The organism is Microbacterium lacus (assembly GCF_044794305.1).
GTDB classification, from domain to species: domain Bacteria; phylum Actinomycetota; class Actinomycetes; order Actinomycetales; family Microbacteriaceae; genus Microbacterium; species Microbacterium lacus_B.
In genome coordinates this window covers 1,644,815-1,668,083 of record NZ_CP084996.1, presented here as the reverse complement: position 1 = coordinate 1,668,083, position 23,269 = coordinate 1,644,815, and the positions used below count along the sequence as shown (strand labels likewise).

The following is a 23,269-nucleotide window of genomic DNA, read 5'->3' as shown; positions in this document are numbered from 1 at the left end:
TCACTTGTGCCGCTCTTCGGGCACGGATCGTCGGGTGGGTCCGGTGTAGGTGTACCCGATGGACTTCGGCATCGGGCCCTTGATGCGGCCCCCCTGCTGTGACTGCTCGTGGGCGTGCGCGAGGATTCCGACCGAGCGAGAGAGGATGAAGACTCCTCGCCCGAGTTCGGGAGTCATGCCGAGCTCGCAGTAGATGATGGCTGTGACTCCGTCGATGTTCATCGGGATAGTCTTCGGCTTGCCTTCACTGATGGCCTCTTCGACAGCGCGACCGATGGTGGCGAACCGACCGCTGACCGAACCGTCGGCGGTCGCGGCATCCACCAGCGCAAGCAGGCGCGGGGTACGCGGATCCAACGGATGCCAACGGTGCCCGAACCCGGGGACGTACTTCTCGCCTTCGGCGCGCCGGCGTTCGAGCACGACGCGGGTCGCCGCGGCGACATCACCGGAGCGCTGCGCTTCTTCGTCGATCTCGAGGTACAGCTCCATGCACTGTTGGCCAGGGCCGCCGTGGACGTCGTCCAGCACGTTGATTGCCGAGGCCATCGCGCCGTTGATGCGCGCGCCGCAGGTCGTCGCCATCCGCGCAATGGCGATCGAGGGCGCGTGGGGTCCGTGATCGACCGAGGCCACGAGGGCCGCCTCCAGGAGCGCGGCCTGCGCGCGCGAGGGCAGTTCGCCGCGAAGCATGAGGTAGATCGTGTCGACGAAGCTGACGTTTCCGATCAATTCCTGCACGGGGTAGCCGCGCAGGTCGATCTCGCCCGGGCGCACGTCGATGATCTCGGTCGACCACCACCGGCGCGCTTCGTCCAGAATCTCGTCGGGGGAGGACTCGGTCATCGGACAGATCCCGTCTCTTCGAGGGTGGCGTCGTAGAAGTCGCCGAACAACTCCTCGTCAGTCGGGCGGTCCTCGGCGATCGTCCGCGAGACCCACGTCGTGTTCATGTAGTGCCGCAGGGCGACGTTCTCAGAGGTGATGTTGCCGCCCCACGTCCCGCATCCCATCGACGATGTCATCGGCATCCCGTTGGTGAACGAGCCGGCGTTCGCTTTGGAATTGGGCTGGCGGACCATGATGCGAGAGACGGGCATGTGCCGCGCGAAGTAGTCGATGTGCGCGTCGTCGGTCGACGCGATGCCGCACGAGTGGCCCTTGCCGCCGATGTCATAGAGTCGCTTGGCGAGTTCGACGCCGTCTTCGAAGCTGCCCTCGTACTGGTGGACGGCCATCAGAGTGGTGAGCTTCTCTTTGCAGAACTGCTTGTCTTCGCCGATCCCGTCGCCTTCGACGAGGATGAAGCGACGGTCGTCGGGGATGCTGAAGCCCGCTGCCGCAGCCAGCGCCTGCGGCGAGACCGCCACCGTGTCGGCAAGCCGGTGTCCTTCGTCGTCCCACATCACTCGCTGCAGCGCATCGCGCTGATCGGTGGTGGCGAGATAGCCCCCCTCGCTCTGGAGAGCGTCGAGCATTCCCTGATACCGACTGGACGGGACGAGAACGTTTCCGTCCGCCGAGCAGCCCGAGCCGAAGTCTGAGGTCTTGGAGAGCATGCAGTTGCGTGCTGTTTCTTGCAGGTCAGCGGTTTCGTCGACGAACTCGGTCGCGTTGCCGGCGCCCACCCCGTACGCGGGGGTGCCCGAGCTGTACGCGGCGCGGACGAGTCCCTGGCCGCCGGTGGCGATGACGAGGTCGGAGCGACTCATGATCTCTTGCGATGCAGTGAGACTCGGAAGAGTGATGCACTGGAGGATGTCGGCGGGTGCCCCCTCGGCGACGAGCGCCTCGCGCATCAGGCGTACAGTCTCGAGCGTCGTGTGCTGGGAACGCGGGTGCGGGGAGAAGACGACGACGTTGCGCGCCTTGATCGCGTAGATCGCGTTGCCCGCAGGGGTCAGGTCAGGGTTTGTGGTCGGGACGACGCAGCCGATGACCCCCACCGGCTTTCCGTACTTGACCAGACCACGTTCGCGGTCCTCCTCGATGATGCCTACGGAGGGGCTTCTGAGTGCGTCGCGGAGAACGCCGCGGATCTTCATCCGCTTGTTCATTCGGCTGCCGAAGTCGCCGAGCCCGGACTCTTCGATGCCCATCTCGACCAGGCGATGGAACGCGGAGCGATTCGCCACCGCCCACGCGACCGCGCGAATCAGGCGATCGACCCGCTCCTGGTCGTACGTCTCGATGATTGCAAACGCCGCACGAGCCCGCGCGAACACGTCATCGAGCTCCTCCGCTTGCGCGGCCGAGAGCGGCTTGCTCGCTGATGAAGCCATCACTTTCTCCGTCCATGGGAAGGCACATGCTGCCTGCCGAATGCTATTCAGGCTCGCTCCCTTCGACCAAGGGCTGTCCCACTCAGCGGGGGAGTACCACTCGGTGGGCCATTCGGTTGCTCGCAAACGAAGGCGCGGTCTAGCCTCCGGGGAGCTGACCGGAGGCTCTGATCCCCCAGTTTCGGAGTGCGGTCGGCGACATCCCCAGAGACGTGAGGCGGGCACGCACCGCCTTTGCATCTGATCGATGACGATCAAGGAGAGAGCAGTGCGCAGATCATTCAGGACAGGACTAGGAATTGCCGGGGTCAGCGCACTTGCGCTATCTCTGGCGGTCGCAGCTTCGCCCGCCACGGCGCTGGGAACGGGATCCGAACCGGTGCCCCCCGCAGGGCTCACAGGGCTCGAGCCAACCGGCGCCGACATGCCGACAGTCGGCGGCAATCTCGGCAACCAGCACTACTCCGGCTTGACGCAGATCGCGAAGGAGAATCTCGCGCAGCTCGCACCGACATGGCGTACGCATGTGTCGGCAGTTGAACCGGCAAGCGACGACACCGGCCAGCAGACGACCCCCATCGTCGTGGAGGGCGTGATCTACCTGGATACGCCCAGCGGCGGGGTAATCGCCGTTGACGGCGCATCGGGCGACGCGATCTGGAAGTGGGAGGGTGGCAGCTACGGGCTCTCCGGAACCCGCCGAGGCGTCTCGGCCGGCGACGGCATGATCTTCACGCTGGCAGGTGGCAGCCGCGTCGTCGCGCTCGACCAGGAAACGGGCGACGAAGTGTGGGCGGTCCAGGCGAGAGGCCCCGAGGGTGAGAGTCTCGGCGGGTTCGGCAAAGTAGCCACGGTGTACAACGACGGGATCGTTTACGGCCATGCAGCGGATGGAAACCGCGGCGCGGTCGTGGCACTCGATGCCGATGATGGAGCGTACCTCTGGCACTTCTTCGGTGGGCCGCAGCGCGGGGAGGAGTTCACCGGTGTCGACGGAGTGACATTTGACGCGTCTGAGACCTGGGGTCCCGTCCTGGACAACGGCACGGACTGCGCGCTCGTGGCCGGCGCCGCCCCCTGGATGCATGGTGCAGTGGATCCCGAATTGAACATGTACTACATGACCTTCGGCAACGCGCGCAGCTGCACGTCGTCGCAGAACGGTTCGCTGCGACCCGGCGACAACCTGTTCTCCAGCACCATGGTCGCCGTCGACGCCGCGACCGGCGACTACAAGTGGCACTACCAGTCCATCCGACATGACGTGTGGGACATGGACAATGTGCACCCGCCGACGCTCGCCGACATCGAGGTCGATGGCGTGGAGCGCAAGGTGGCGTTCTACGGCAGCAAGTCGGGTCACCAGTTCGTGCTCGATCGCACCAACGGTCAGCCGGTTCTCCCGGTGATCGACAAGCCGATGATCACAGACTCCCGTCAGGTCCAGCCCGACACTCAGCCGTTCCCCGCCGAGCGTCTGTTGCCGGACTGCGTCGTGTGGGAGAAGCTCGACGCCGACAACATCCCGGGAAATCCGTGGCGTGCGGTGCCGAACTACAACGGCTACCAGCCTGATGCCGAAGGCAACCTCGTGTTCAACCCCGACAGCTACGTCGCCGTCGACGAGCCGTACCTCACGTATCCCGAGGGATCCTCCGGGCACCGCGAAGGCTGCATGTACGACCCCCAGTGGGATGTGCCGATCCTGTCGACGACGAGCCAGAACGGCGGCGGCGACTGGTCGAACAACTCGTACAGTCACAGCACGAACCTCGTGTACTTCCCGTACGGCACCAACCCGGTGGCGCACTGGAACGGCGCCTCGGCCAACGGCCAGCGGGCGATCGGGCAGTACCAGACCGGCGGAATCCTGGCCTACAACGCCTCGACCGGCGCTGTGGCCTGGGAGAACCACCTCGGTACCGACATGTCGCACGGACAAGGACCGCTGACCACAGCATCCGACCTGCTCTTCGTTGGTCAGATCGACGGACGACTGCTGACGATGGATGCCGCGAGCGGCGATGTGCTGTGGGACTTCCAAACCGGTTCGGGCATCGCCTCGGCGCCGATCACGTATGAGGTCGACGGGGAGCAGTACGTCGCGGTCTTCGCCGCCGGTGCGACCAACCCCTACGGCGGCTCGGTCACCCAGGGCGACTCTCTGTGGGCCTTCAAACTCGGTGGCACGTACACGACCGAGTCGGGCAGCCAAGAAGGTCCTGACACGGCACCACTGTCCATCCGACGCCCTGTCAGTGGCGGGGCCGTTGCGGGCGAGACCGTGCAAAACACGGTGCTGCTCGCCCGGAGCAGCCGCACCGCCGACACCGCAGCCGCGCAAGACAGCGTGTCAGCGAACGCAGTGCAGCCGACGCACCTGCGGGTACCGGTCGGAGCGACGGTGACCTTCCGCAACCCCGGTGCAGAGACGTTCCCGAACTTCCCCAACCTCAAGCCGCACTGCGCAACGCAATACTTCGAGGGCGAGTTCAACGTCAAGCTGCAGCCGGGCGAGACGTACGAGCACACGTTCGATCGTGCGGGCGAGTACTTCTTCAACGACTGCACCGACCCGCGTCCCACGGGAAAGATCGAGGTCTACCTCGACCCGCAGGACACAGCCGGCGCGCTGACGTTCCGACCTGACGTGCTCGACCTGAGTTCTCCGTCCGGGCTGTTCACGGACGTGACCGGCAAGCTCACTGCGCACTTCGAACTGCCGGCCGGGTACACCTATGAAAGCGGAGCGGTACTCATCGCCCCGCTGTCGACGACGCCCATCGAACCCTCGAGGGTGACGGCGAACAGGAACCGTCTCATCCTCCAGTTCGAGAAGGCGGATATCGACAACAACGTTCCTTCCGGCGAGGTCGCACTGACGGTGCGGGCGAACGTGCTGGGCGCTACGGGGGTGCAGGAGCAACTGAGCTCTACCGCAACCGTGACGGTCATCAAGGACACGCTGAATGTCTCGGCAACGCCGCGGCTGCTCGGGAGCAAGGTGTTTCTCTCGGTGTCGGCCACAAACAACGCGTCGGTGCCCGCAGACATCGTGATCTCGACGCAATTCGGTGGCAAGACGTTCACCGCTGTTGCTCCGGGAGAGACGGTCACGGCATCGATCAACACACGTGGGTCCTCAATAACACCCGGTGAGGCCACGATCACGGCGACGACGGTAGTCGTCGGCGAGACGCAGACGCGAACGAAGACCGCTCCGTTCGGAGCGTTCCCCGCGAGCGGCTAGCACTCGGCGTGCGAGGCGGCGACTCAGGTCTGCCGCCTCGCACGTCACACGTGTTCTGGTCGGAGACTGCATCCGCAGGTCGGGCAGTCTCGCGACCGGGGCGAACCACTGAAACAGAAGGAGATTCAATGATGAACAAGACGATTATCACCCGTGTAGGTGCGGTGGCGTTCGGTGCACTGCTGGTGGCTGCGGCGGGCACGTCGGCGGCCGGGGCAGAGGAGGTCGACGGCGCGGATGTCGACATCACTGTCGCGGTCACCGAACGGTACCCGTCTGGGGTGCTCGCTCTCACCGTCGACGCAGACCAGACAGCGCTGACCGAGATCGACAGCGGTGATCCGCTGGTGCGTGAGTTCACCGGCACTCTGCCGAACGTGACGGTCACCGACACCCGGTCGGAAGTTCCCGACGATCCCTGGTACGTGCTCGGCACCGCGAGCGACTTCGTCAGCGGCGTCGACGCGATCACCGCCGACCACCTCGGTTGGACCCCCGCGCTCGCGGGCAACTACGGTCCCTCGATCGAACCCGGTGGCGACATCGAGACCGTCGTGGACGACCCCGGTAGCGAGGGCCTGGCCTACGCCGACGGGGAGCTGCTCTATGCGAACTACGACCAAGCGGAGACCTACGAACAGGGCTCGTGGAGTGCGACGGCCGGACTGCAGTTGAAGGTCGACGCCACAGATGCGGCGACCGGCGACTACACCTCCGTCCTCACCCTCTCGCTGTTCGAATAACACCAAACCCCGATGCGGGGGCGCCGCACACCCGTTGGTGCAGCGCCCCCGCCCCACCCCGGTCCGAAGGCTCACATGACCCGCCTCCTTAGTCGTGCCGCTATTGCTGTCGTCGCTCTCGCGGCACTCTTCTTCTCGTCGGTGCCGGCCGCGTACGCCGCCGACCAACCCGAGGGCGAGATCACCTGGATGGTGCGGCCGAGCGATGGCGCCCGCGAAGACGGTCGGTCGTGGGTCGAACTCGAACTTGACCCGGGGGAGTCCGTCGACGAGTACCTCCTCGTGCGCAACCTCAGTCCCTCGACCGTGACCTTCCACCTGTCCGCGGCCGACGGATACTTCACCGACACCGGCCGATTCAACATGCTGACCTCCGATCAGACGTCGGTCGACGCCGGCACTTGGATCGACATCCAAGACACGGTCGAAGTGCCATCAGGTGGTGACGTGATCGTCCCGTTCACCCTCACCGTCCCCGAAAACGCGACCCCCGGCGATCATCCGGCGGGAATTGCGGCCGGAATCCGTTCTGGCGGAGACGACCAAGTCGGCATCGAATCCCGTATCGGGTTTCGGGTGATGACCCGTGTCACGGGTGAACTCGCTCCGAGCCTCGTTACGGATGTCTCCGGTGCGTACGCGGGATCGTGGAATCCCTTCGATCCTGGGCGCCTCGACGTCGACTACATGGTCGAGAACAGGGGCAACACCCGGCTGTCCGTCGAGCCGCAGATCACGGTGAGTGCTCTGTTCGGCCTGGTCTCGTTCACCCTCGCGGGCGAGTCGATTGTGGAAATTGCGCCGGGCGAGACGCGATCAGAAACCGTGTCGTTCCCGCCGGCCTGGCCGTTGTTCGCCTACTCAGCCCAAGTGATTGCGGTCGCGGAGCCCGTGACGGATGAGCTCGCCCCCGGAGCCGTCGCCCCCGTCGAGGCCACGTCATTGGTGGTGGCGATGCCCTGGCCGCAATTGGTCACGCTCACGATCGCCCTCCTGCTGCTGTGGTTGCTCTGGCGCGACCGCCGCCGCCGTGAGGAAATGATCGAGACTCGCATCGAACAGGCGCGTCAGGACGAGCGGGCGATGTTGGTGGGTGCGTCAGCGCGCTGATGTTATCGCGGCCAAGCGATCCGTCACCGCTCTGCCTGCGGCGCGAAGCGCTGGCGTGACCTTTCCGACGGCGAAGCCGTCAGCACGCCCCGACACCGACAGTGCCCCCGCAAACGTGCCGCGGGTGGTGAAGACCGCGCTCGCCGCGCACGCCACGTCCGGCTCGAACTCTTCGAACTCCGAGGCGAGCGCGCCCGCGCGAATGTCATTCAGCTGCCGGTGGAGCCGCACCTCGTCGGTGATCGTCATCGGCGTCCACGCCTCCAATCCAGCGTCGACCGCGGCATCCAGTGCCGACCCGGGGGAGTGGGCCAGCATGGTCTTGCCGAGTGCCGTCGCGTGCGCGGGAAGCCGGTCGCCCACCCGCACTCGAGACGTCGTTCCCGAACGGCCGCGCAGGACTGCGACACAGACCATCTCCCGGTCATCCCGGATCGCGAGGTGGACGCTCTCCTGCGTCCTGTCGCGCAGCTGCAGCATCACCGGGAGCGCTACCGACCGAAGCTCACGGGGCTTTCGAGTGAGTTGACCGAGCTCGAACACACGCATTCCAAGGTGAATCAGCCGGCCGTCACGTTCCAGGTAGTGATGCCGCACCAATGTCCCCACAAGCCGCGATACCGTCGACTTCGGTAAACCAGATCGCCGGGCGAGTTCCGAGAGCCCGAGTCCGCGGTCGTTCTGTTGGATCGCCTGAAGGATCCGGGTCATGCGGTCAAGCATCCCCATCGACTCGTCGACATCCTCCTCCATCACCTTGGTGGCTCCGCAGCCAGGCGGCGAGTCAGCACGAGAGCGGCGTGACGCACGAGGGGAGCGATCCGTTCCGGGTTCATGTCGTCCATCGGCCCTGCGGCCGAGATCGCCGCAACGGGCACACGATCAGCGGAGAGCACCGGGCTTGCCACTCCCACGACACCCGGGAAGGTATCGCCGCGATCGAGGGCGACTCCGTGGGACCGAATGCTGTGAAACTCTTGCTCGAGAATGTCCCGTTGGCGCGAATCGAGCTCGGCGATCGCCTGAGTCTGCACAGCATCATCTTCAGCGAAAGCGAGAACAGCTTTGCCAAGGGCTGTGGTCATTGACGGCACACGCACTCCTGCGCGGGACGGTGCAGGGCATAGCCTGCCCTGGACGGAGAAGACGGAGAGCATGTCTTCCCCTTCTTGCACGGCGAGATTGAGATGCTCGCCCGTTGCGTTGTACAACTCCGCCAGCACGGGCATCGCCACCACGCCGAGACGACGAGGCATGTCGGCCCGCGCTCCCAGCTCGAACAGTCGCAAGCCGATCTCGACATTCCCGTCTTCGCGCGTGAGATATCGCTGCCGAACGAGGTCTCCGACGAGGCGCGACACGGTGGACTTCGGGATGCCGGTGGCAATGGCGAGGCCGGTGATGTTGGACGATCCGTCGGCCGCGCGTACCGCGTCGACCACCGCAAGAAGGCGGTCGAGCACTGATACGCGGTCGTTTCCGGGGGCAGAACGCATGAAAGAAGTATCCGTCGGGGTTCCGGCGTCGGGTCGAGATTTCTACTGAGTGGGACGGGCCGAAGGTCCGGGCAGTCGGTGGACGTGCCCGGACCTTCGGTGCTTCAGCGGACGATCCGCTTCGGCATCAGTTGCTGCAGAAGGTCTTGGTGCCCATGGCGCTTTCGATGCCTTCTTGTACGTGCTGCTTGAAGTACTCCTCTCCGGGGAGCGGGGCGTCGGTCCACCCTGCAACATCGTGACCGAGTGTCGTCAGCCATGACCGGCCACCGTCGTAGTACTGGCACCAGCTCACGGGGTGCTCTTCGCCATGACCGTCGGGGCGCATCTCGCTTGTTGCCTGGTCGATCTCGAGCAGTACGTTGACATTGGTCGGGTACGGGCGAAGGTTGTACCACTCGTCCTTGAAGAGCCACGTCTCGGGCATGAACGACGTAGAGACGTCCTTGTTGTTGATGACCTCGACTGTTCCCTCACGGTTCGGACCGTGGTTGAGGAAGTTCGCTCCACCGAGCAGGCCCTCGTAGTACGGCCAGTCGTATTCAGCGCCGAACGCGTTGTGGATGCCGACGAAGCCGCCGCCTCCGCGGATGTACTCCACCAGGCGGTCCTGAGCGGCGACGTCGAACGTGTCACGGTTGCCACTGAGGTTGATGACCGCCTGATACCGGTCAAGGTTGGTGAACTGCGTCAGGTCCTCGGTGTAGTCCACCGCGATCCCGCGCTCCTCCACCCACGCCTTGAGCGCAGCCTGCGCGACGTTGTTCGCACCCAGCGTCGGGTTCAGTCCCGGCGGTAGCGCAGTGCCCAGGTGTGCATGGCGAGGACCAGCGGTACGGCTCCAGATGAGCACACGCTTCTCTTCACCCTCAACCCACCCATTGCTGCCCTCGTCGTTGTAGCACTCAGGATCAATCCCACGACACACCCCGTAGTACGACCCGTACTCGGCCGTTACCGTCTCGGTGAATGTTTCGCCATCGCGCTCTCCCGTCGAGGTAACGGTGAGTTCACCCGCGGGCAGTGGCATCACCCTCGTGTTGAGCGAGACCGACACCGTCTCTCCGGGCTTGAGGTTCCGGAAGGACTTCGACCCGAACGAGGCCTCGACCTTTACCGCTACCGTCACGTCCGAAGGGTTGCGCACGGCGACCGAAACAAAGGCCTTCGACCCGAGGGTGCGTGGAGTGACCGTCACTTCTGGGGCGTCTGTTGCAGGAGCGCAGAAGGTCTTGGTGCCCATGGCGCTTTCGATGCCTTCTTGTACGTGCTGCTTGAAGTACTCCTCTCCGGGGAGCGGGGCGTCGGTCCACCCTGCAACATCGTGACCGAGTGTCGTCAGCCATGATCGGCCACCGTCGTAGTACTGGCACCAGCTCACGGGGTGCTCTTCGCCATGACCGTCGGGGCGCATCTCGCTTGTTGCCTGGTCGATCTCGAGCAGTACGTTGACATTGGTCGGGTACGGGCGAAGGTTGTACCACTCGTCCTTGAAGAGCCACGTCTCGGGCATGAACGACGTCGAGACGTCCTTGTTGTTGATGACCTCGACTGTTCCCTCACGGTTCGGACCGTGGTTGAGGAAGTTCGCTCCACCGAGCAGGCCCTCGTAGTACGGCCAGTCGTATTCAGCGCCGAACGCGTTGTGGATGCCGACGAAGCCGCCGCCTCCGCGGATGTACTCCACCAGGCGGTCCTGAGCGGCGACGTCGAACGTGTCACGGTTGCCACTGAGGTTGATGACCGCCTGATACCGGTCAAGGTTGGTGAACTGCGTCAGGTCCTCGGTGTAGTCCACCGCGATCCCGCGCTCCTCCACCCACGCCTTGAGCGCAGCCTGCGCGACGTTGTTCGCACCCAGCGTCGGGTTCAGTCCCGGCGGTAGCGCAGTGCCCAGGTGTGCATGGCGAGGACCAGCGGTACGGCTCCAGATGAGCACACGCTTCTCTTCACCCTCAACCCACCCATTGCTGCCCTCGTCGTTGTAGCACTCAGGATCAATCCCACGACACACCCCGTAGAGAGGATCTGAAGTGGGCTGGGCGGCCATCACCTTCGCAGCGGCGCCTCCGCCGATGCTGCTCGCACTGCTGACGGCCGCACCACCCGTCAGCATGCCGATCCCGAGGGCCGCTGCAGCAGCGAGCGTGACCCCCGAGCGAATCATGGACTTCATCTGATCTCCTTTGATCGATCGTGCCGAGGCCCGGGCACGGTCCGCGCAATGGAAGCCCAAGCTCGGCAGGAATCTATGCCGCGCCGCACAGGCGGGGCAAAGGACGTTCCACCCAGTAAGCCGTGTGCGCGCGCGCACGTCACCGACAGGTGTCCCATTCGGCGAGACTGGGCTTTGCAGACTCGGCGTGAGGACTCAGAGTCACAGAGGCGGTCGTGTTCGAGCGCAGATGCGCTCGCGCACCAACAGGGAGGTTGGCACATGCACCGGTACACCGATTTGGTGACATCGTGAGCACGAACGACCCTGGTCAGGAGCCAGAGAACGAGCCCGTCGCGGAGCCGGTGGGCGAACGTCGCGTTGGGCCTGCCTCGGCCACCGAGGGGAGGCTTGGGGAGTCGATTTACGGTCACACCGACACCTTCTACACAGCTCCGAAGCTCAATCAAGGCGTCCCGCGGGATCCGCGATTCATCAAGATTCTCTCGGCGATCGAGATCACCATCGGTGTCGTTCTCTTCTCCTTCATCATCTTCGGAGTGATGTACCAGGTTCTGGGGCGATATTTTCCCGCCGTCAGTTGGGTCGGCTCAGGAGAGCTCGCTCTGATGTCGATGGTGGCGATGACCTTCATCACTACCGGCTATCTCGTCGGACGAAACGGTCACATCGTGCTCCAGGTGTTCGATGCTCTCTTGGCGGGCAGAAAGCTGTTCGTCGCGCTCCGGGTCACCTCCGCCGTCATCATGGCCGTCACCTGTCTGGCGCTCGCCTATGAGGCGTTTGTGAAGATCGACACCGAATGGGGCAGACTCAGCGCCGCCATGAGCATTCCCATCGGCGTGCTGTATGTCTTCGCCCTGATCGGGTTCGTGTCGGCGGCCATTCACTCCAGCATGAAGATCCCGTATGCGAATCGCCCCGAGCACCAGCTCGACATCGGCGAGATGGAGGCCTGACCCGTGGATCTTTGGCTCTACGTCCTGCTGCTCGTCGTCCTCCTGCTGATTCGTGTGCCCGTCGCGTTCGCGATGATCGCCGCGAGCATGCTCTACTTCTACAGCCAAGGGCTCTCGGCCGGGTACGCGATCTCGTCGATCGTGAACGGCGTCAACAGCTTCCCGCTGCTCGCAGTGCCGTTGTTCATCTTCGTCGGCACGATCGCCAATCATCTCGGCATCGCGACGCGGATGTACGACTTCGCGAAGGCGCTCCTGCCCCGACTCCCCGGCAACCTCGCCTACGTCAACCTCGGCACTGCGGTCGGGTTCTCGTGGATCAGCGGGTCTGCGTTGGCGGATGCTGCATCCACGAGCAAGGTACAGATCCCCCAAATGCTGAAGGCCGGCTATCCCTACGGCTTCTCGGCTGGGTTGACCGCTTCGGGTTCGTTGATGAGCACTGTCATGCCTCCGAGCATCCCGGCGGTTCTCTTCGCCGCGACCGCCTCGATTTCGACCGGAGCGCTGTTCGCCGGGTCGATCATTCCGGCTGGTCTGATGGCGGTCGGGCTCGCGTTGTACATCTTCATCTGGGTGCGATTCCACCCCAAGGTCGCGACGACCCGTCCGTTCGATGGCTCCATGCTCGGCAAGGCCACCGCACGCGTTCTCGGCCCGGCACTGCTGCCCGTGATCATCCTCGGTGGCATTTTCAGCGGATGGTTCACACCCACCGAGAGTGCGGGCATTGCCGCGCTCTACATGCTCATCCTCGGCGTGATCTATCGGACACTGACACTGCAGGTCTTCTGGAAGGCCGCCAAAGAGACGGTCATCATCTCGGCCGGCATCCTGCTCATCCTCGGAGCATCCAACCTCATGGGTCAGGTGCTGGCCCGCGAGCAGGTCTCACGCAACCTGGGTGAGTGGTTGACCGGACTGACAGACAACCCGCTCGTTTTCCTGTTGCTGCTGAACGTGCTGCTCATTCTGCTCGGCATCTTCCTCGAGGCGCCGCCCGTGATCCTCGTGCTCGTGCCGATTCTCATGCCGATCATCGGAGAGTACGGTATCGACCCCGTTCAGCTGGGTGTCATCATGATCCTGAACCTGATGCTGGGGTCGTTGACGCCACCGGTCGGAGCAGTGCTGTTCGTGGTCGGGTCCATCACCCGCAGACCCATGGGTGAGCTGTTCCGAGGCATCCTTCCGTTCCTCATTCCTCTCGGTGTCGTCCTGCTGCTGCTGACATTCATCCCGCCGATCGTCACGTTCCTGCCGAACCTGCTCGGTTTGATGTGATCCCGGGCAGCCACCACGGCGGAGGACCAACCCGTGCCTAGAAAGCTCTACGTTCTCAACGGGCCGAACTTGAACATGCTCGGACTGCGCGAGCCGGAGGTTTACGGCACGACAACGCTCGACGAAATCCACGCCGACTGCGCTCGAATCGCGGACGAGCTGGGCATGGCGTTGGTCTTCGCCCAATCCAACGCCGAACACGAGGTCGTCGAGTGGGTTCATGAAGCGTTCCGCGAGAACGCGTCCGTCGTGATCAATCCGGCGGGGTTCAGCTTCGGGTCGGTTCCCCTGCTGGACGCGCTCAAAATGTTGACCACGCCGATAGTCGAGGTGCACATCACGAACATCCACGCCCGTGACGCTCTGCACGAGCGCTCGATCATCTCGTCGGCAGCACGGGTGGTCATCGTTGGTGCGGGCGCGTACGGGTACGAGTTGGCGCTTCGCGCCGTCGACCGCTTGATGATCAGTTCGACCGACTGACAACGAGGTGTCCGCTGCCGGCGATCGTGTGGGCGGCTTCGATTCCGAACACGAGAGCCTTCGTCAGCGCGGTTCCCGTCATGTACGACGCCCCGTGGAAGCCTCCCACCAGCTCCCCGGCGGCATAGAGTCCCTCGATGCGTGTGCCGTCCACACGAGTGACTGCCGTGTCGGGCGTCACGCTGAGTCCGCCGTAGGTCGAGGTCAGCGCTGTGACGGCGCTGTACGCGAAGAACGGCGCGGTCGCGATCGGAACGAGCGCGCCCACACCGTTCACCAGACCAGTCCGCCCGAAGGAGTCGTCGCGGCGCCCTGCCACACCCTCGTTGTAGGCGTCGACGGTGCGCACGAGGCGCCCCGGCGGGATTCCGAGCTTTTCTTCGAGGTCGATGAGGGTCGGCGCACGCACCAGGTGTCCCAGCTCGTCGATGCGCTCCATATCGGAGAGCGGAACGCCTGGACGTGACCGGGCTCGAACAACGGCGTCAAAAATCTGGTGAGCCAATCGTTGCGGTCGCTTCAGGACGGCGGTGCCCAGAATCTTGTAAGACGCCGACTCGTCCGTGAAGCGATCACCGTCGGCATCGACCAAGATCGCGCCGAGGTAGTTCGCGGTGAGCAGTTCGTGCTCTTCATCGGTCGTCTCTGCATGTTGACCGTAGGTGCCGCCGACATGTCCGATATCAGCAAACCCGGCACCCAGCATCCATGCCATGCGAAGTCCGTCACCCGAGTTGCCCGCGCCTCCGTACGGCATCGCTCCCGATTGATTCGGCACGAAGAGCTCTATCAGTTCTTGTGAGCGCGAGAACCCGCCGGTAGTGAGAACGACCCCTGCGCGCGCGTGGAACTCGGCGTGCTCCGTTCGCACGCCGACCACGCGGCTTCCGTCCCAGGCGAGGGAGGTCGCTGCATTCGCACGCCATACAGTCGCGCCATGCTGCGTCGCCTGCTGTTCCAGAAAAGCCAGCAGCTCGGGGATGCGGACCAGGTGGGCGCGCGCGACCCGCATCCCCGCGCTGACTTTGAGTTCGTCCGTCCACGCGCGGGCGCGTTCGATCGTCTCGATCGCGTGCCCCTCACGTTCCACGAGACGCCGCAACAACTTCTCATCGGCGAAGCCGCCGCCGGATTCCACCATGTCAGCCAGGAACGTGTCGGATGTATCGTCGACGCCGGCGCGGCGCTGGACCGCCGTGCCCGAAAGCGCGAACCACCCTCCACTCATCGCCGAGCTGCCACCCAAGCGATCGCGCTTCTCGACGAGCGCGACGCGTGCCCCGCGCTCGGCCAGCCGGTAAGTCGCCGCCAGACCCGCGAGTCCGCCACCGACGACAACGGCATCAACGTGGTGGGCATCGTGCGTGGTCACGACGGGACCGTCGACTCGATCTCGGCGCGGAAGTGGGCGACGTCAACCGTCGTACCCGTGTGGGCCGCGCGCTGTGCCGCCTCGATGAGACCGAGGGTGAGCGCGGCGTCCGCAGCCGAGACGAGAGGGGGCGCCTCGTCCCGTGCGACATCTAAGAAGTGCTCGAGCTGGGCCTGGAACGACCCGCGCTGCGGAAACGACAGATACGTGCGCGACAGCGGAGAGTGCCAATCAGGAGAGACGGATCGGTCGTACCTGTACATCGCAAGATTGGGAACAGAGAGCGCGCCACGAGTGCCGACCAATTGATACGCAAAGCTGTCGGGCAGAAAGGGGAAGGAGGCTGTCTCTTCGGTCGACTGATCCCAGCCCCACGGCGAGACGCCCGCATCTGAGGCGACGAAGCTACCGACGGCGCCGCTGTCGAACCTCAGATTCAGCGACACGGTGTCTTCGACCTCCCATCCGCGAGCGTGCGAGCTTCGCAACGCCTGAACTTGGGCAACCTCACCACAGAGGTGGCGCAAGAGGTCGAGGTCGTGCACGGCGTTGATCAGCAGGACGCCCGCGCCGGCCTCGCGATGCCACGGCGCCTCCGTGAAGTAGGAATCCTCTTTGCGCGCCGACCAGATTCCGTTGACGGCGACAATCTGCCCCAGGTCGCCGTCAGCTACTGCCGCACGTGCCCGGCGGATCGCCGGGTGGTGACGTCGGTGGTGACCGACGAGCAGGCGGCCGTCGTATTCGGTCACGGCCGCGACGAGCCGCAGTGCCTGCGCATAGTCGACGGCGACCGGCTTTTCGAGCAGGACTGCCACGCCCGAGGCGAGGCAGTCGATAGCGGTGTCGACGTGCATCGCGTTGGGATTCGCGACGATCACCGCATCGAGCTGCTCGGCCTTGAGCATGGACGTCGCGCCGTCGTGCGTCGGCACGCCGAAGGCGCCTGACGGTGCCGCGGGGTCGGCGACGGCAACGACCTCCGCTCTGGAAGAGGCCCGAACGAACTCGATGTGCTGGCGACCCATGAACCCGCAACCGATGATGCCGATACGGGTGGGCCGAACCTCGCTTCGTGCCACAAAGCCTCCTCCGACGACACGGTGACCATAGTCATGCCCGAGCGTATGACACGATGAAATTGCGCGCCGAGCGCGTTCCATTCAGCGGTGAACGCCGCGCGGGGCTCACACCAACCCCCTGTTCCACTCGACGGGACATCGCTATGCGAAGCAAGCGAAGTCAGTCAGAGTCAGCACTGCCACCGGGCCGTTTCTCGAGCAGCGTGGTCGACGATTTCATCCGCAACAGTGGACGCGCCGACCGATAGTCGGGATTCAGCCACCGAATGTCACGTCGGCGCATGCACGAAGACGTGCACGAAGCAAGAGGAGAGTCCCATGGGCGCAGCCCGATCGACACGCAGAGGCATCATTTCCGCCTCGGCGCTCGCAGCATTCACCCTCGTCATCGCCGGCTGTTCCGGCGGCGGCGACGCACCAGATAGCACGGCCTCAGAACCGGCCGCCGAGGCCAACGAGGAAGTCACGATCTCGGTCGCCACCAGTCAGAACGAAGAGACGCCGAACTACTACTGCGGTGTCGAGCTCCTCCAGGAGCGCCTCGAGGGTGCCGACATCGGCTTCACCGTCGAGCTCTACCCCGCGAGCCAGCTCGGCCCGGACGCCGACCGCTTCCCGCTCGTTCAGGCCGGAGACATCGACATCGACCTGCAGGGAGCTTCGGCGCTCAGCTCGACGTTCGCGCCGATCGGTGTGGTCGACGCGACCTACGCGTTCGACAACGTCGAGCACGCCTTCGACTGGATCGACAACGGATCCGAAGACCTGTTCACCGCCTTCCACGACGCTACCGGCGTCCGGGTGGTTGACGGATGGTTCTTCGGTTCTCGCACCTTCACCACGAAGGACGTCGAGGTCCGCAGCCCCGATGACCTCGACGGCGTTCCGATCCGCTTCCCCAACTCGCCGCAGTTCTTGGCGAACGCAGAGGCGCTGGGTGTCACGAGCCCCGTTTCGGTGGCCGTCGAAGAGGTGTACTCCGCTCTGCAGCAGGGCATCGCGGTCGGCCAGGAGAACCCGATTGTCGCGACGCACTCGTCCAGCTACGACGAAGTGCTGAACACGATCGTTCTCAATGATCACAACGTCGGCATTCACTGGATCATCGTGAGTGATGCGACCTACGCCAAGCTGAGTGAAGAGCAGGCGACTCTGCTGGATGAGACCATCCACGAGATCCGTCCCGAGAACCGCGACTGCGTCGACGAGGCCACCGAAGAGATCCTCGATGAGTACCGTGGCGACGACGCCTTCACGGTGATCGAGCAGGACGACATCGACATGGATGCGTTCATCTCGAAGTCTGAGGCATTCTTCGAGGGCTACTTCACCGACGAGAGCCTCGAGGCCTACCAGGCCATCCGCGAGCTCGCTGAATAACCCCCTGCAAGGGAACGGGGAGGGTGCGATTCGCGCCCCTCCCCGTTTCTTGCGGTGTGGACTCACGCGCTGCGACCGGTGGTCACCCGTCGGGTCAGTGAGAGCGCCGCGGCACGCACCGCCGGTGCACCGCGGTCGGGCCAGAGTTCGGTGACCGGACCGCTCACCGAAATCGCTGCCCAGGGAGCGCCGCCATGGCCGAGGATAGGGCTTGCGACGCAGACCTGATCGGCCACGCACTCCTCGCGCTCGACTGACAGGCCGGTGCGCCTGATCTCGACGAGCTCCTGGTGCAGGTGAACCGGATCGCAGATTGTCTGTGGTGTACGCGGCACGAGGCCAGCGCTGGAAATCCCTACGACGGTCTCGTGCGGCGAATACGCCAGCAGAGCCTTGCCGAGCGCGGTCGCGTGGGCGGGGAGGCGTTGGCCCACCCGTGCGGGCGGCTTCGTGGTGGGCTCGCCGCGCACGATGGCGATCATCACCACGTCTGCGCCGTCGAGGACCGCGAGATGCACGGTCTGGCCGGTCAGATTGCGCAGTTCGGTCATGACGGGAAGAGCGAGGCGGCGAAGTCTGCGAGGCTGCTCGACGGTCTGGCCGAGCTCGAAGAGGCGGATGCCGAGGTAGACCTTGTCTCCATCGCGGTCGAGCAAACGCTGGCCCACGAGTTCGGCAACGATCCGCGAAACCGTAGATTTTGGCAGGTTTGCTCGACGGGCCAACTCCGAAACTCCGAGCCCGTCGTCCTGTGGTCCGAACGCTTCGAAGACGGCGGTCACTCGATCGAGGACGCTGACCGACGTGGTCCAGTCTGCTGTGCGCACGTTGCTAGGCCGCAGTCAAGCGCCGCGTGAGGGCCTTGCCGGCAGCGCGCACGAGAGGCGCGATGTGATCGGGATCCATCGCACCGCTCGGCCCGGCGATCGAGATGGCGCCGAGCACGACGCGGTCGGCCGAAAGAACTGGACTCGCGACGGCGAGGATGCCGGGGTAGGAGACCTCCATGTCTGTAGCCACCACAGCGGTGCGGACGTGGCTGAGTTCGTCCCGGAAGTGGTCTGCCGCCTCGTCGAAGAGAGGTGCGCTGACACGGTTGACGACACTCTGATCAGCACAGAAGGCGAGGTACGCCTTGCCGCTTGCCGTCGTCAACGCGGGCGAACGCATTCCCGCCCGCGTGGGAAGCATCGGCAACCTGCCGCCGACCGCGGCGATGGACATCATGTCGGTTCCCTGCTGGACCCAGAGTCCGACGCGTTCTCCGGTCATCTCGCGGAGACTGCGGATCACCGGCGCAGCGGCGGTCAGCAGACGACGGGGCATGCTGGCTCGCGAGCCCAGTTCGAACAGCCGAAGCCCGAGCCGCACACCCTCGTCGGTACGCTCGAGATACCGCTGAGCAGTCAACTCCGCGGCCAGGCGAGACACGGTAGATTTGGGAAGAGTCGTCAGCTCGGCTAGTTCGGTGATGGTCAACGACGCATCGGATTCCTTCACCGCATCGATGATGGCAATGATGCGGTCGAGCACGGAGGCAGGGCCGCCCGTCGGAACGGGGGGTGTGTTCCATTCGGCGAGACTCGTCATCGAGTATCACTTCCCAACCGGTTGAATCGTCGTCGATCGCCCTGTGATTACCGAACGTACTAGTTCGTACGTTTCTATGCAATGCTGTTGTCGAATCGCGCGGACACCAATGCCGGTGAACGCAGGAAGGCTCCATGCGCACCTCGAATGATGGAGGCTGACCAGTGACCGCGCACAGACACCGCGAGCACTACCTCGTCGGCCTCGTCGGCGAGGGAATCACCGTGTCGCTCACGCCGCCGATGCACGAGGCCGAGGCCGCCGCCCTCGGGCTCGACTACGAGTACCGCACCTTCGACCTCATCGAGCTGGGCCTGCGAGCCGAAGACGTCGGTCGCGTACTCGACGAGGCCAAGCGCGACGGCTTCGCCGCGATGAACATCACCCACCCGTGCAAGCAACTCGTGCTCGACCTCGTCGATGAGTTGGACGCGGATGCCGCGCGCTTGCAGGCGGCCAATCTGGTGGTCTTCGACGACGGTCATCTCATCGGGTACAACACCGATTGGATCGGATTCCGCGACGGGCTCACCGTCGGGTTGCCGGATGCATCCTTCGACCGCGTCCTGCAGATCGGTTGTGGTGGTGCCGGAGCGGCCACCGCCTACGCGCTGCTCTCGCACGGCACCACACGGCTCGGCCTGTGTGATGTCGACTACCAACGCGCACAAAATCTCGCTGGCCGAATGCAGGCTCTTTTCCCCGATCAATCGATTGTCGCGGTTCCTCGTGCCGCTCTCGATGGCGGGATTGCGGGAGCGAACGGCGTCGTGCATGCCACGCCGATGGGGATGAGTCATCACCCGGGTGTCGCATTCGATCTCTCACTCCTGCGCGCCGGCGCGTGGGTGTCGGAGGTCGTGTACCGCCCGCTTCAGACCGAGCTGCTCCGGCGTGCAGAGGAGAGAGGGCACCCGGTACTCGACGGGGGCAGGATGGCTGTAGGCCAGGCCTACGCCAGTCTCCAGATCATCACGGGCACGGTGCCGGATCGAGCCCGGATGGAGCGCCACTTCCGCGCACTCGTCGGTGCCGAGGGTCGGTCCCACTCGGGAGGGAGTTCTCGATGAGCGATCTTCACGACCGCGCCGTGACCGACCGCGCGATCCGTGCCCAGAGCGACATCCTCGAGGTGGCGACCGCCGAGTTCGCGGCCAATGGTTACGCGGGAGCACGGGTGGATGAGATCGCCGCGCGAACACGCACGACGAAGCGAATGATCTACTACTACTACGGGTCGAAAGAGGGCCTATACCTGGCGGTCCTCGAGCGAGCGTACGCGCAGATCCGCACCGTGGAGCGAGGCATTCGGATCGATGCGCTGGCGCCGGACGAGGCGTTGCGCAAGATCGCCGAAGTGACGTACGACCATCACACGACTCACGAAGCGTTCATCCAACTCGTCAGCATCGAGAACATCCATCGCGCAGAGCATCTGCGGCAGTCCGAGACGATCCTGCGCGAAAACGTCACAGCGATCACCCTTCTGCAGGAAGTCATCGAGCGAGGAGTGAGTGCCGGAATCTTCCGTTCCGACGTCGACGCGGTCGATGTGCACATGATCATCAGCGCGTATGCCTGCTTTCACGTTGCCAACCGCCACACGTTTGCTGCGATCTTCCATCGAGACATGCTGGAACCTGCCCTCCAAGATCCGCACCGGCGACTGATCGGCGACATGATTGTGGCCACCATGACCGATCGTCACCGGGCTCCAGATGCCCACTGATCTCGCGGTGATGACGATGGAAGAAAGCGGAGTGGCGGACGGAAGGCTGCTGGTGGTCTGCAAGGACGACCGATCGCTCGACCTCCTTGATCTTCGGGGCGGACGTTCCCTCGGGGTCGTCCTCTCGTCGGGTGTCAGCCCTCACGAAGTGATCGCATCGCTCGATGGCACGATTGCCTACCTGCCGGTGTACAGCGACGCCCCCGTTGGTCACGCAGGTTCTGATGGGCGAGCAATCGACATCGTCGATCTTGTCGAGCCGGCGCTGGTCCGCACCGAGCGCATTCCTTTCGCGGCGCGTCCACACCTTCCGCAGTTGGGCTCGGACGGGATGCTGTACGTGAGCGCCGAGCTCGATGAGTCGATCTGTGTGTTCGATCCGCACGGGATGCGGCTGGCGGGGCGTCTTCCCACCGGGGCACCCCAATCCCACATGTTCGCCATCTCAGCCGACGGCACCAGCATCGCCGTCGCCAACGTGCAACCAGGCTCTGTCAGCATCATCGACCTCCGCGAGGGATCGCTGAGAGGAGTCGTGAACGTTGCGGCCAAGATCAACCGCATCTCCTTCGACGCTGAAAGCCGGATGGCTTTCACGGCGGATCAGGACACGCCCCGTCTAGCTGTGATCGACACCCGCGATCTGCGGGTGGTCGACTGGATCGCGCTCCCGGGCTTGGGCTTCGGTAGTGCGGTCACCGCCGACGGGGAACGCCTCGTGATCGCCCTTCGTTCGACCTCGCAGGTTGCGGTCGTCGACCTGAGAACGCGCTCGGTCGTCGGCGTTGTGGATGTGCCGCCGCGCCCGCAGTCGATCGTCCTTGAACCGACGGGGCGCTACGCGTACTCGGCGTGCAGCGAGGTCGATCTGGTCGTCGAAGTCGATCTGGAACGGCTGTGCGTGCAGCGATTGATCCCCACCGGGAGGAATCCGGATGGACTGGCGTGGGCGCCGGTTCCTCCCTCCGTCGCGGCGCAGACTCACTAAACCTACGAGGCGATCTGCGCCCGGACCGCAGCCTCGAGTGATCGCTGGTCGCGGATCGGGCGCGACTCCGGATAGCTGGTGGTGAGGAAGTGCTGCGCGAAGGGGAAGACAGCCACCGAGAAGGGAACGTCATCCCGGAACGCGGTGCCGAAGCTGTTGGCGGTGACCTCGACCGACTCCAGCGGGATGCGCAGTGCCTGGGTCATCTCGGCCGGGTCGAAGATGAGCCCGAACGGCTCCGAGCCATCGTGGGCGAGGCGCCCACCGTAGTCGACCGAAAGGTTCCCGTCGATCCACAGCCGCTGGTCGAGCGCGCACATCGACCCGGCAGGCACCGGGGCCGCCACGGTCAGGGTGTGTGGACGCTCCTTGCTCTGAACATCGACGATCACCTCGCCGGCGTGCGAGGTCGTGATGATCGCGCGGTTGGTGGTCGCTGCCGAGAACCCCTCACCGGGGTCGTAGTTGATCGTGTTGGACTCGTAATCGCAGATGACCCACGTGAGCATGCCGGTCTGGGTGTTCTCGGCGATGAGGTACAGCTCGACCCGGGCTCCCCAGAAGAAGGAGGCACGTACGTTGAAGGCGCCCAGGATCGCGCACAGGCGGGGTGTCTCGTCGGCGAACATCGCCGTCGGGATGAGCCGGTAGCCCGGCGGCAACAGCGTGCTCGCAGCATCCGCGTCGTGAATTTCGTAAGCGAGAAAGACGCAGTACGGGTCGACGACGAACCCCATGTATTCCTCGCCCGACGCGTGGGCGACGATCCACCGCTGCAGAGACATCGGCATTTTCGCCAGCATTTCGGCTCGACCGTAGAGGTTCGCGGATGTCTTCGGTGAGATCTTGCTCTCGGTGTGTGTGACGAAGCTGCGCAGCTCTGCCGGCTCAATTGTCGATCCCATGCCTGCCAGCGTAGAGCGCGGCAGGAGAGTCGGCCGCGCGGCAGAAACACGGCCGCACAGCGACGATCTGCGCGAGAATTGAGGGGTGACCTGCACGCACCCCGAAAACGAGTTCGAGGCGCTCGTCTATCTGGCCGAGCGTCTGCGTCAGCGTTTCCCGGAGGTGACCGAAGACGCCGTCTTCGCGCTCATTGCCGACGAACTCGAGTCGTTCGACGGTGCTCGCCTGCGCGATTACGTCCCCGTGCTCGTCGAGCACAACGTGCTTCGTCGGCTTCGCTCTGAGCACGGACGCGCGGCCTAGAACTGAGGGCGCTCAGCGCATTGCCGACGTCCGCTGACTCAGGGTGGTATCACGCTCGGACGGCGAAGTCCACGGGGTGGCCGAAAACGCGGTCGAGCATAGGCTCGTTCCTCGGTGCCCGAATAGGCGGCGCCAC

21 protein-coding genes are annotated in these 23,269 nt (G+C 64.6%); 11 read left to right on the top strand and 10 right to left on the bottom strand.

The features are described from left to right. A complete protein-coding gene (locus LG299_RS08145) occupies window positions 1–846 on the bottom strand; it encodes a citryl-CoA lyase (protein WP_404434626.1) in 846 nt (281 codons plus the stop codon). Beyond that, entirely contained in the window at window positions 843–2,282 is a 1,440-nt protein-coding gene (locus LG299_RS08140; RefSeq protein WP_404434624.1) for an aldehyde dehydrogenase family protein, read from the bottom strand. The genes LG299_RS08145 and LG299_RS08140 overlap by 4 nt, the downstream gene beginning before the upstream one ends. A 268-nt stretch (window positions 2,283–2,550) precedes the next feature. Here LG299_RS08140 and LG299_RS08135 point away from each other — a divergent pair, with 268 nt between their 5' ends. The 3 genes from LG299_RS08135 to LG299_RS08125 all read left to right on the top strand — a co-directional run bounded on the left by LG299_RS08135 (window position 2,551) and on the right by LG299_RS08125 (window position 7,385). Beyond that, the gene (locus tag LG299_RS08135; protein WP_404434623.1) at window positions 2,551–5,532 is read left to right on the top strand and encodes a PQQ-binding-like beta-propeller repeat protein; all 2,982 of its coding nucleotides are present in this window, start codon (window positions 2,551–2,553) and stop codon (window positions 5,530–5,532) included. A 131-nt stretch (window positions 5,533–5,663) separates the two neighbouring features. Further along, the gene (locus LG299_RS08130; protein ID WP_404434621.1) at window positions 5,664–6,275 is read left to right on the top strand and encodes a hypothetical protein; all 612 of its coding nucleotides are present in this window, start codon (window positions 5,664–5,666) and stop codon (window positions 6,273–6,275) included. A 75-nt stretch (window positions 6,276–6,350) separates the two neighbouring features. Then, window positions 6,351–7,385 carry a hypothetical protein gene (locus LG299_RS08125; protein ID WP_404434620.1) on the top strand — a complete coding sequence of 345 codons (1,035 nt, stop codon included), beginning with the start codon at window positions 6,351–6,353 and terminating at the stop codon, window positions 7,383–7,385. On the opposite strand, the gene LG299_RS08120 is transcribed toward LG299_RS08125, so the two are convergent. From LG299_RS08120 to LG299_RS08110, 3 genes are all read right to left on the bottom strand, one after another. Continuing rightward, the gene (locus LG299_RS08120) at window positions 7,374–8,138 is read right to left on the bottom strand and encodes an IclR family transcriptional regulator (protein WP_404434843.1); all 765 of its coding nucleotides are present in this window, start codon (window positions 8,136–8,138) and stop codon (window positions 7,374–7,376) included. The two genes, LG299_RS08125 and LG299_RS08120, sit on opposite strands and share 12 nt — an antisense overlap. Next, on the bottom strand, window positions 8,138–8,881 hold the full coding sequence (locus tag LG299_RS08115) for an IclR family transcriptional regulator (protein ID WP_404434618.1): 744 nt from the start codon (window positions 8,879–8,881) through the stop codon (window positions 8,138–8,140). Before LG299_RS08115 ends, LG299_RS08120 begins: the two co-directional genes overlap by 1 nt. A 127-nt stretch (window positions 8,882–9,008) precedes the next feature. Further along, window positions 9,009–11,057: a ThuA domain-containing protein gene (locus tag LG299_RS08110; RefSeq protein WP_404434617.1), complete on the bottom strand. Its 2,049-nt coding sequence runs from the start codon at window positions 11,055–11,057 to the stop codon at window positions 9,009–9,011. A 290-nt stretch (window positions 11,058–11,347) separates the two neighbouring features. On the opposite strand from LG299_RS08110, the gene LG299_RS08105 reads away from it, so the two are divergent. The 3 genes from LG299_RS08105 to LG299_RS08095 are packed head-to-tail and all read left to right on the top strand — an operon-like array spanning window position 11,348 to window position 13,783. Beyond that, window positions 11,348–12,016 (top strand): TRAP transporter small permease, encoded by a 669-nt coding sequence (locus LG299_RS08105; protein WP_404434616.1) that lies wholly within the window; start codon window positions 11,348–11,350, stop codon window positions 12,014–12,016. 3 nt (window positions 12,017–12,019) lie between these two features. Continuing rightward, window positions 12,020–13,300 carry a TRAP transporter large permease gene (locus LG299_RS08100; RefSeq protein ID WP_404434615.1) on the top strand — a complete coding sequence of 427 codons (1,281 nt, stop codon included), beginning with the start codon at window positions 12,020–12,022 and terminating at the stop codon, window positions 13,298–13,300. A 33-nt stretch (window positions 13,301–13,333) separates the two neighbouring features. Next, a complete protein-coding gene (locus tag LG299_RS08095) occupies window positions 13,334–13,783 on the top strand; it encodes a type II 3-dehydroquinate dehydratase (protein ID WP_404434613.1) in 450 nt (149 codons plus the stop codon). On the opposite strand, the gene LG299_RS08090 is transcribed toward LG299_RS08095, so the two are convergent. Both LG299_RS08090 and LG299_RS08085 read right to left on the bottom strand, forming a co-directional pair. Next, window positions 13,767–15,155: an FAD-dependent oxidoreductase gene (locus LG299_RS08090; protein ID WP_404434612.1), complete on the bottom strand. Its 1,389-nt coding sequence runs from the start codon at window positions 15,153–15,155 to the stop codon at window positions 13,767–13,769. The genes LG299_RS08095 and LG299_RS08090 overlap by 17 nt on opposite strands. Then, window positions 15,152–16,237 (bottom strand): Gfo/Idh/MocA family protein, encoded by a 1,086-nt coding sequence (locus LG299_RS08085; protein ID WP_404434611.1) that lies wholly within the window; start codon window positions 16,235–16,237, stop codon window positions 15,152–15,154. The genes LG299_RS08090 and LG299_RS08085 overlap by 4 nt, the downstream gene beginning before the upstream one ends. Before the next feature lie 318 nt (window positions 16,238–16,555). Between LG299_RS08085 and dctP the strand changes: the two genes are divergently transcribed. Continuing rightward, window positions 16,556–17,617 (top strand): TRAP transporter substrate-binding protein DctP, encoded by a 1,062-nt coding sequence (dctP, locus tag LG299_RS08080; RefSeq protein WP_404434609.1) that lies wholly within the window; start codon window positions 16,556–16,558, stop codon window positions 17,615–17,617. Window positions 17,618–17,679: 62 nt separating this feature from the next. Here the strand turns inward: dctP and LG299_RS08075 are convergent, their stop codons facing one another. Further along, window positions 17,680–18,444, bottom strand: a complete 765-nt coding sequence (locus LG299_RS08075) for an IclR family transcriptional regulator (RefSeq protein ID WP_404434608.1) — start codon at window positions 18,442–18,444, stop codon at window positions 17,680–17,682. Window positions 18,445–18,448: 4 nt separating this feature from the next. Then, on the bottom strand, window positions 18,449–19,207 hold the full coding sequence (locus LG299_RS08070) for an IclR family transcriptional regulator (RefSeq protein WP_404434607.1): 759 nt from the start codon (window positions 19,205–19,207) through the stop codon (window positions 18,449–18,451). A gap of 164 nt (window positions 19,208–19,371) precedes the next feature. Between LG299_RS08070 and LG299_RS08065 the strand changes: the two genes are divergently transcribed. Genes LG299_RS08065 through LG299_RS08055 form a run of 3 tightly spaced genes read left to right on the top strand, consistent with a single transcriptional unit; the run spans window position 19,372 to window position 21,924 of the window. Further along, complete coding sequence (locus tag LG299_RS08065; RefSeq protein ID WP_404434605.1) at window positions 19,372–20,277, top strand: shikimate dehydrogenase; 906 nt, start codon at window positions 19,372–19,374, stop codon at window positions 20,275–20,277. Then, window positions 20,274–20,936, top strand: coding sequence for a TetR family transcriptional regulator (locus LG299_RS08060; RefSeq protein WP_404434604.1), 663 nt, complete (start codon window positions 20,274–20,276; stop codon window positions 20,934–20,936). Before LG299_RS08065 ends, LG299_RS08060 begins: the two co-directional genes overlap by 4 nt. Further along, window positions 20,926–21,924 carry a YncE family protein gene (locus LG299_RS08055; RefSeq protein WP_404434603.1) on the top strand — a complete coding sequence of 333 codons (999 nt, stop codon included), beginning with the start codon at window positions 20,926–20,928 and terminating at the stop codon, window positions 21,922–21,924. The genes LG299_RS08060 and LG299_RS08055 overlap by 11 nt, the downstream gene beginning before the upstream one ends. Before the next feature lie 2 nt (window positions 21,925–21,926). On the opposite strand, the gene LG299_RS08050 is transcribed toward LG299_RS08055, so the two are convergent. Beyond that, window positions 21,927–22,829 carry a hypothetical protein gene (locus LG299_RS08050; RefSeq protein WP_404434602.1) on the bottom strand — a complete coding sequence of 301 codons (903 nt, stop codon included), beginning with the start codon at window positions 22,827–22,829 and terminating at the stop codon, window positions 21,927–21,929. Between the two features lie 85 nt (window positions 22,830–22,914). Here LG299_RS08050 and LG299_RS08045 point away from each other — a divergent pair, with 85 nt between their 5' ends. After that, entirely contained in the window at window positions 22,915–23,133 is a 219-nt protein-coding gene (locus tag LG299_RS08045) for a three-helix bundle dimerization domain-containing protein (protein ID WP_404434600.1), read from the top strand. Window positions 23,134–23,269 lie beyond the last annotated feature (136 nt).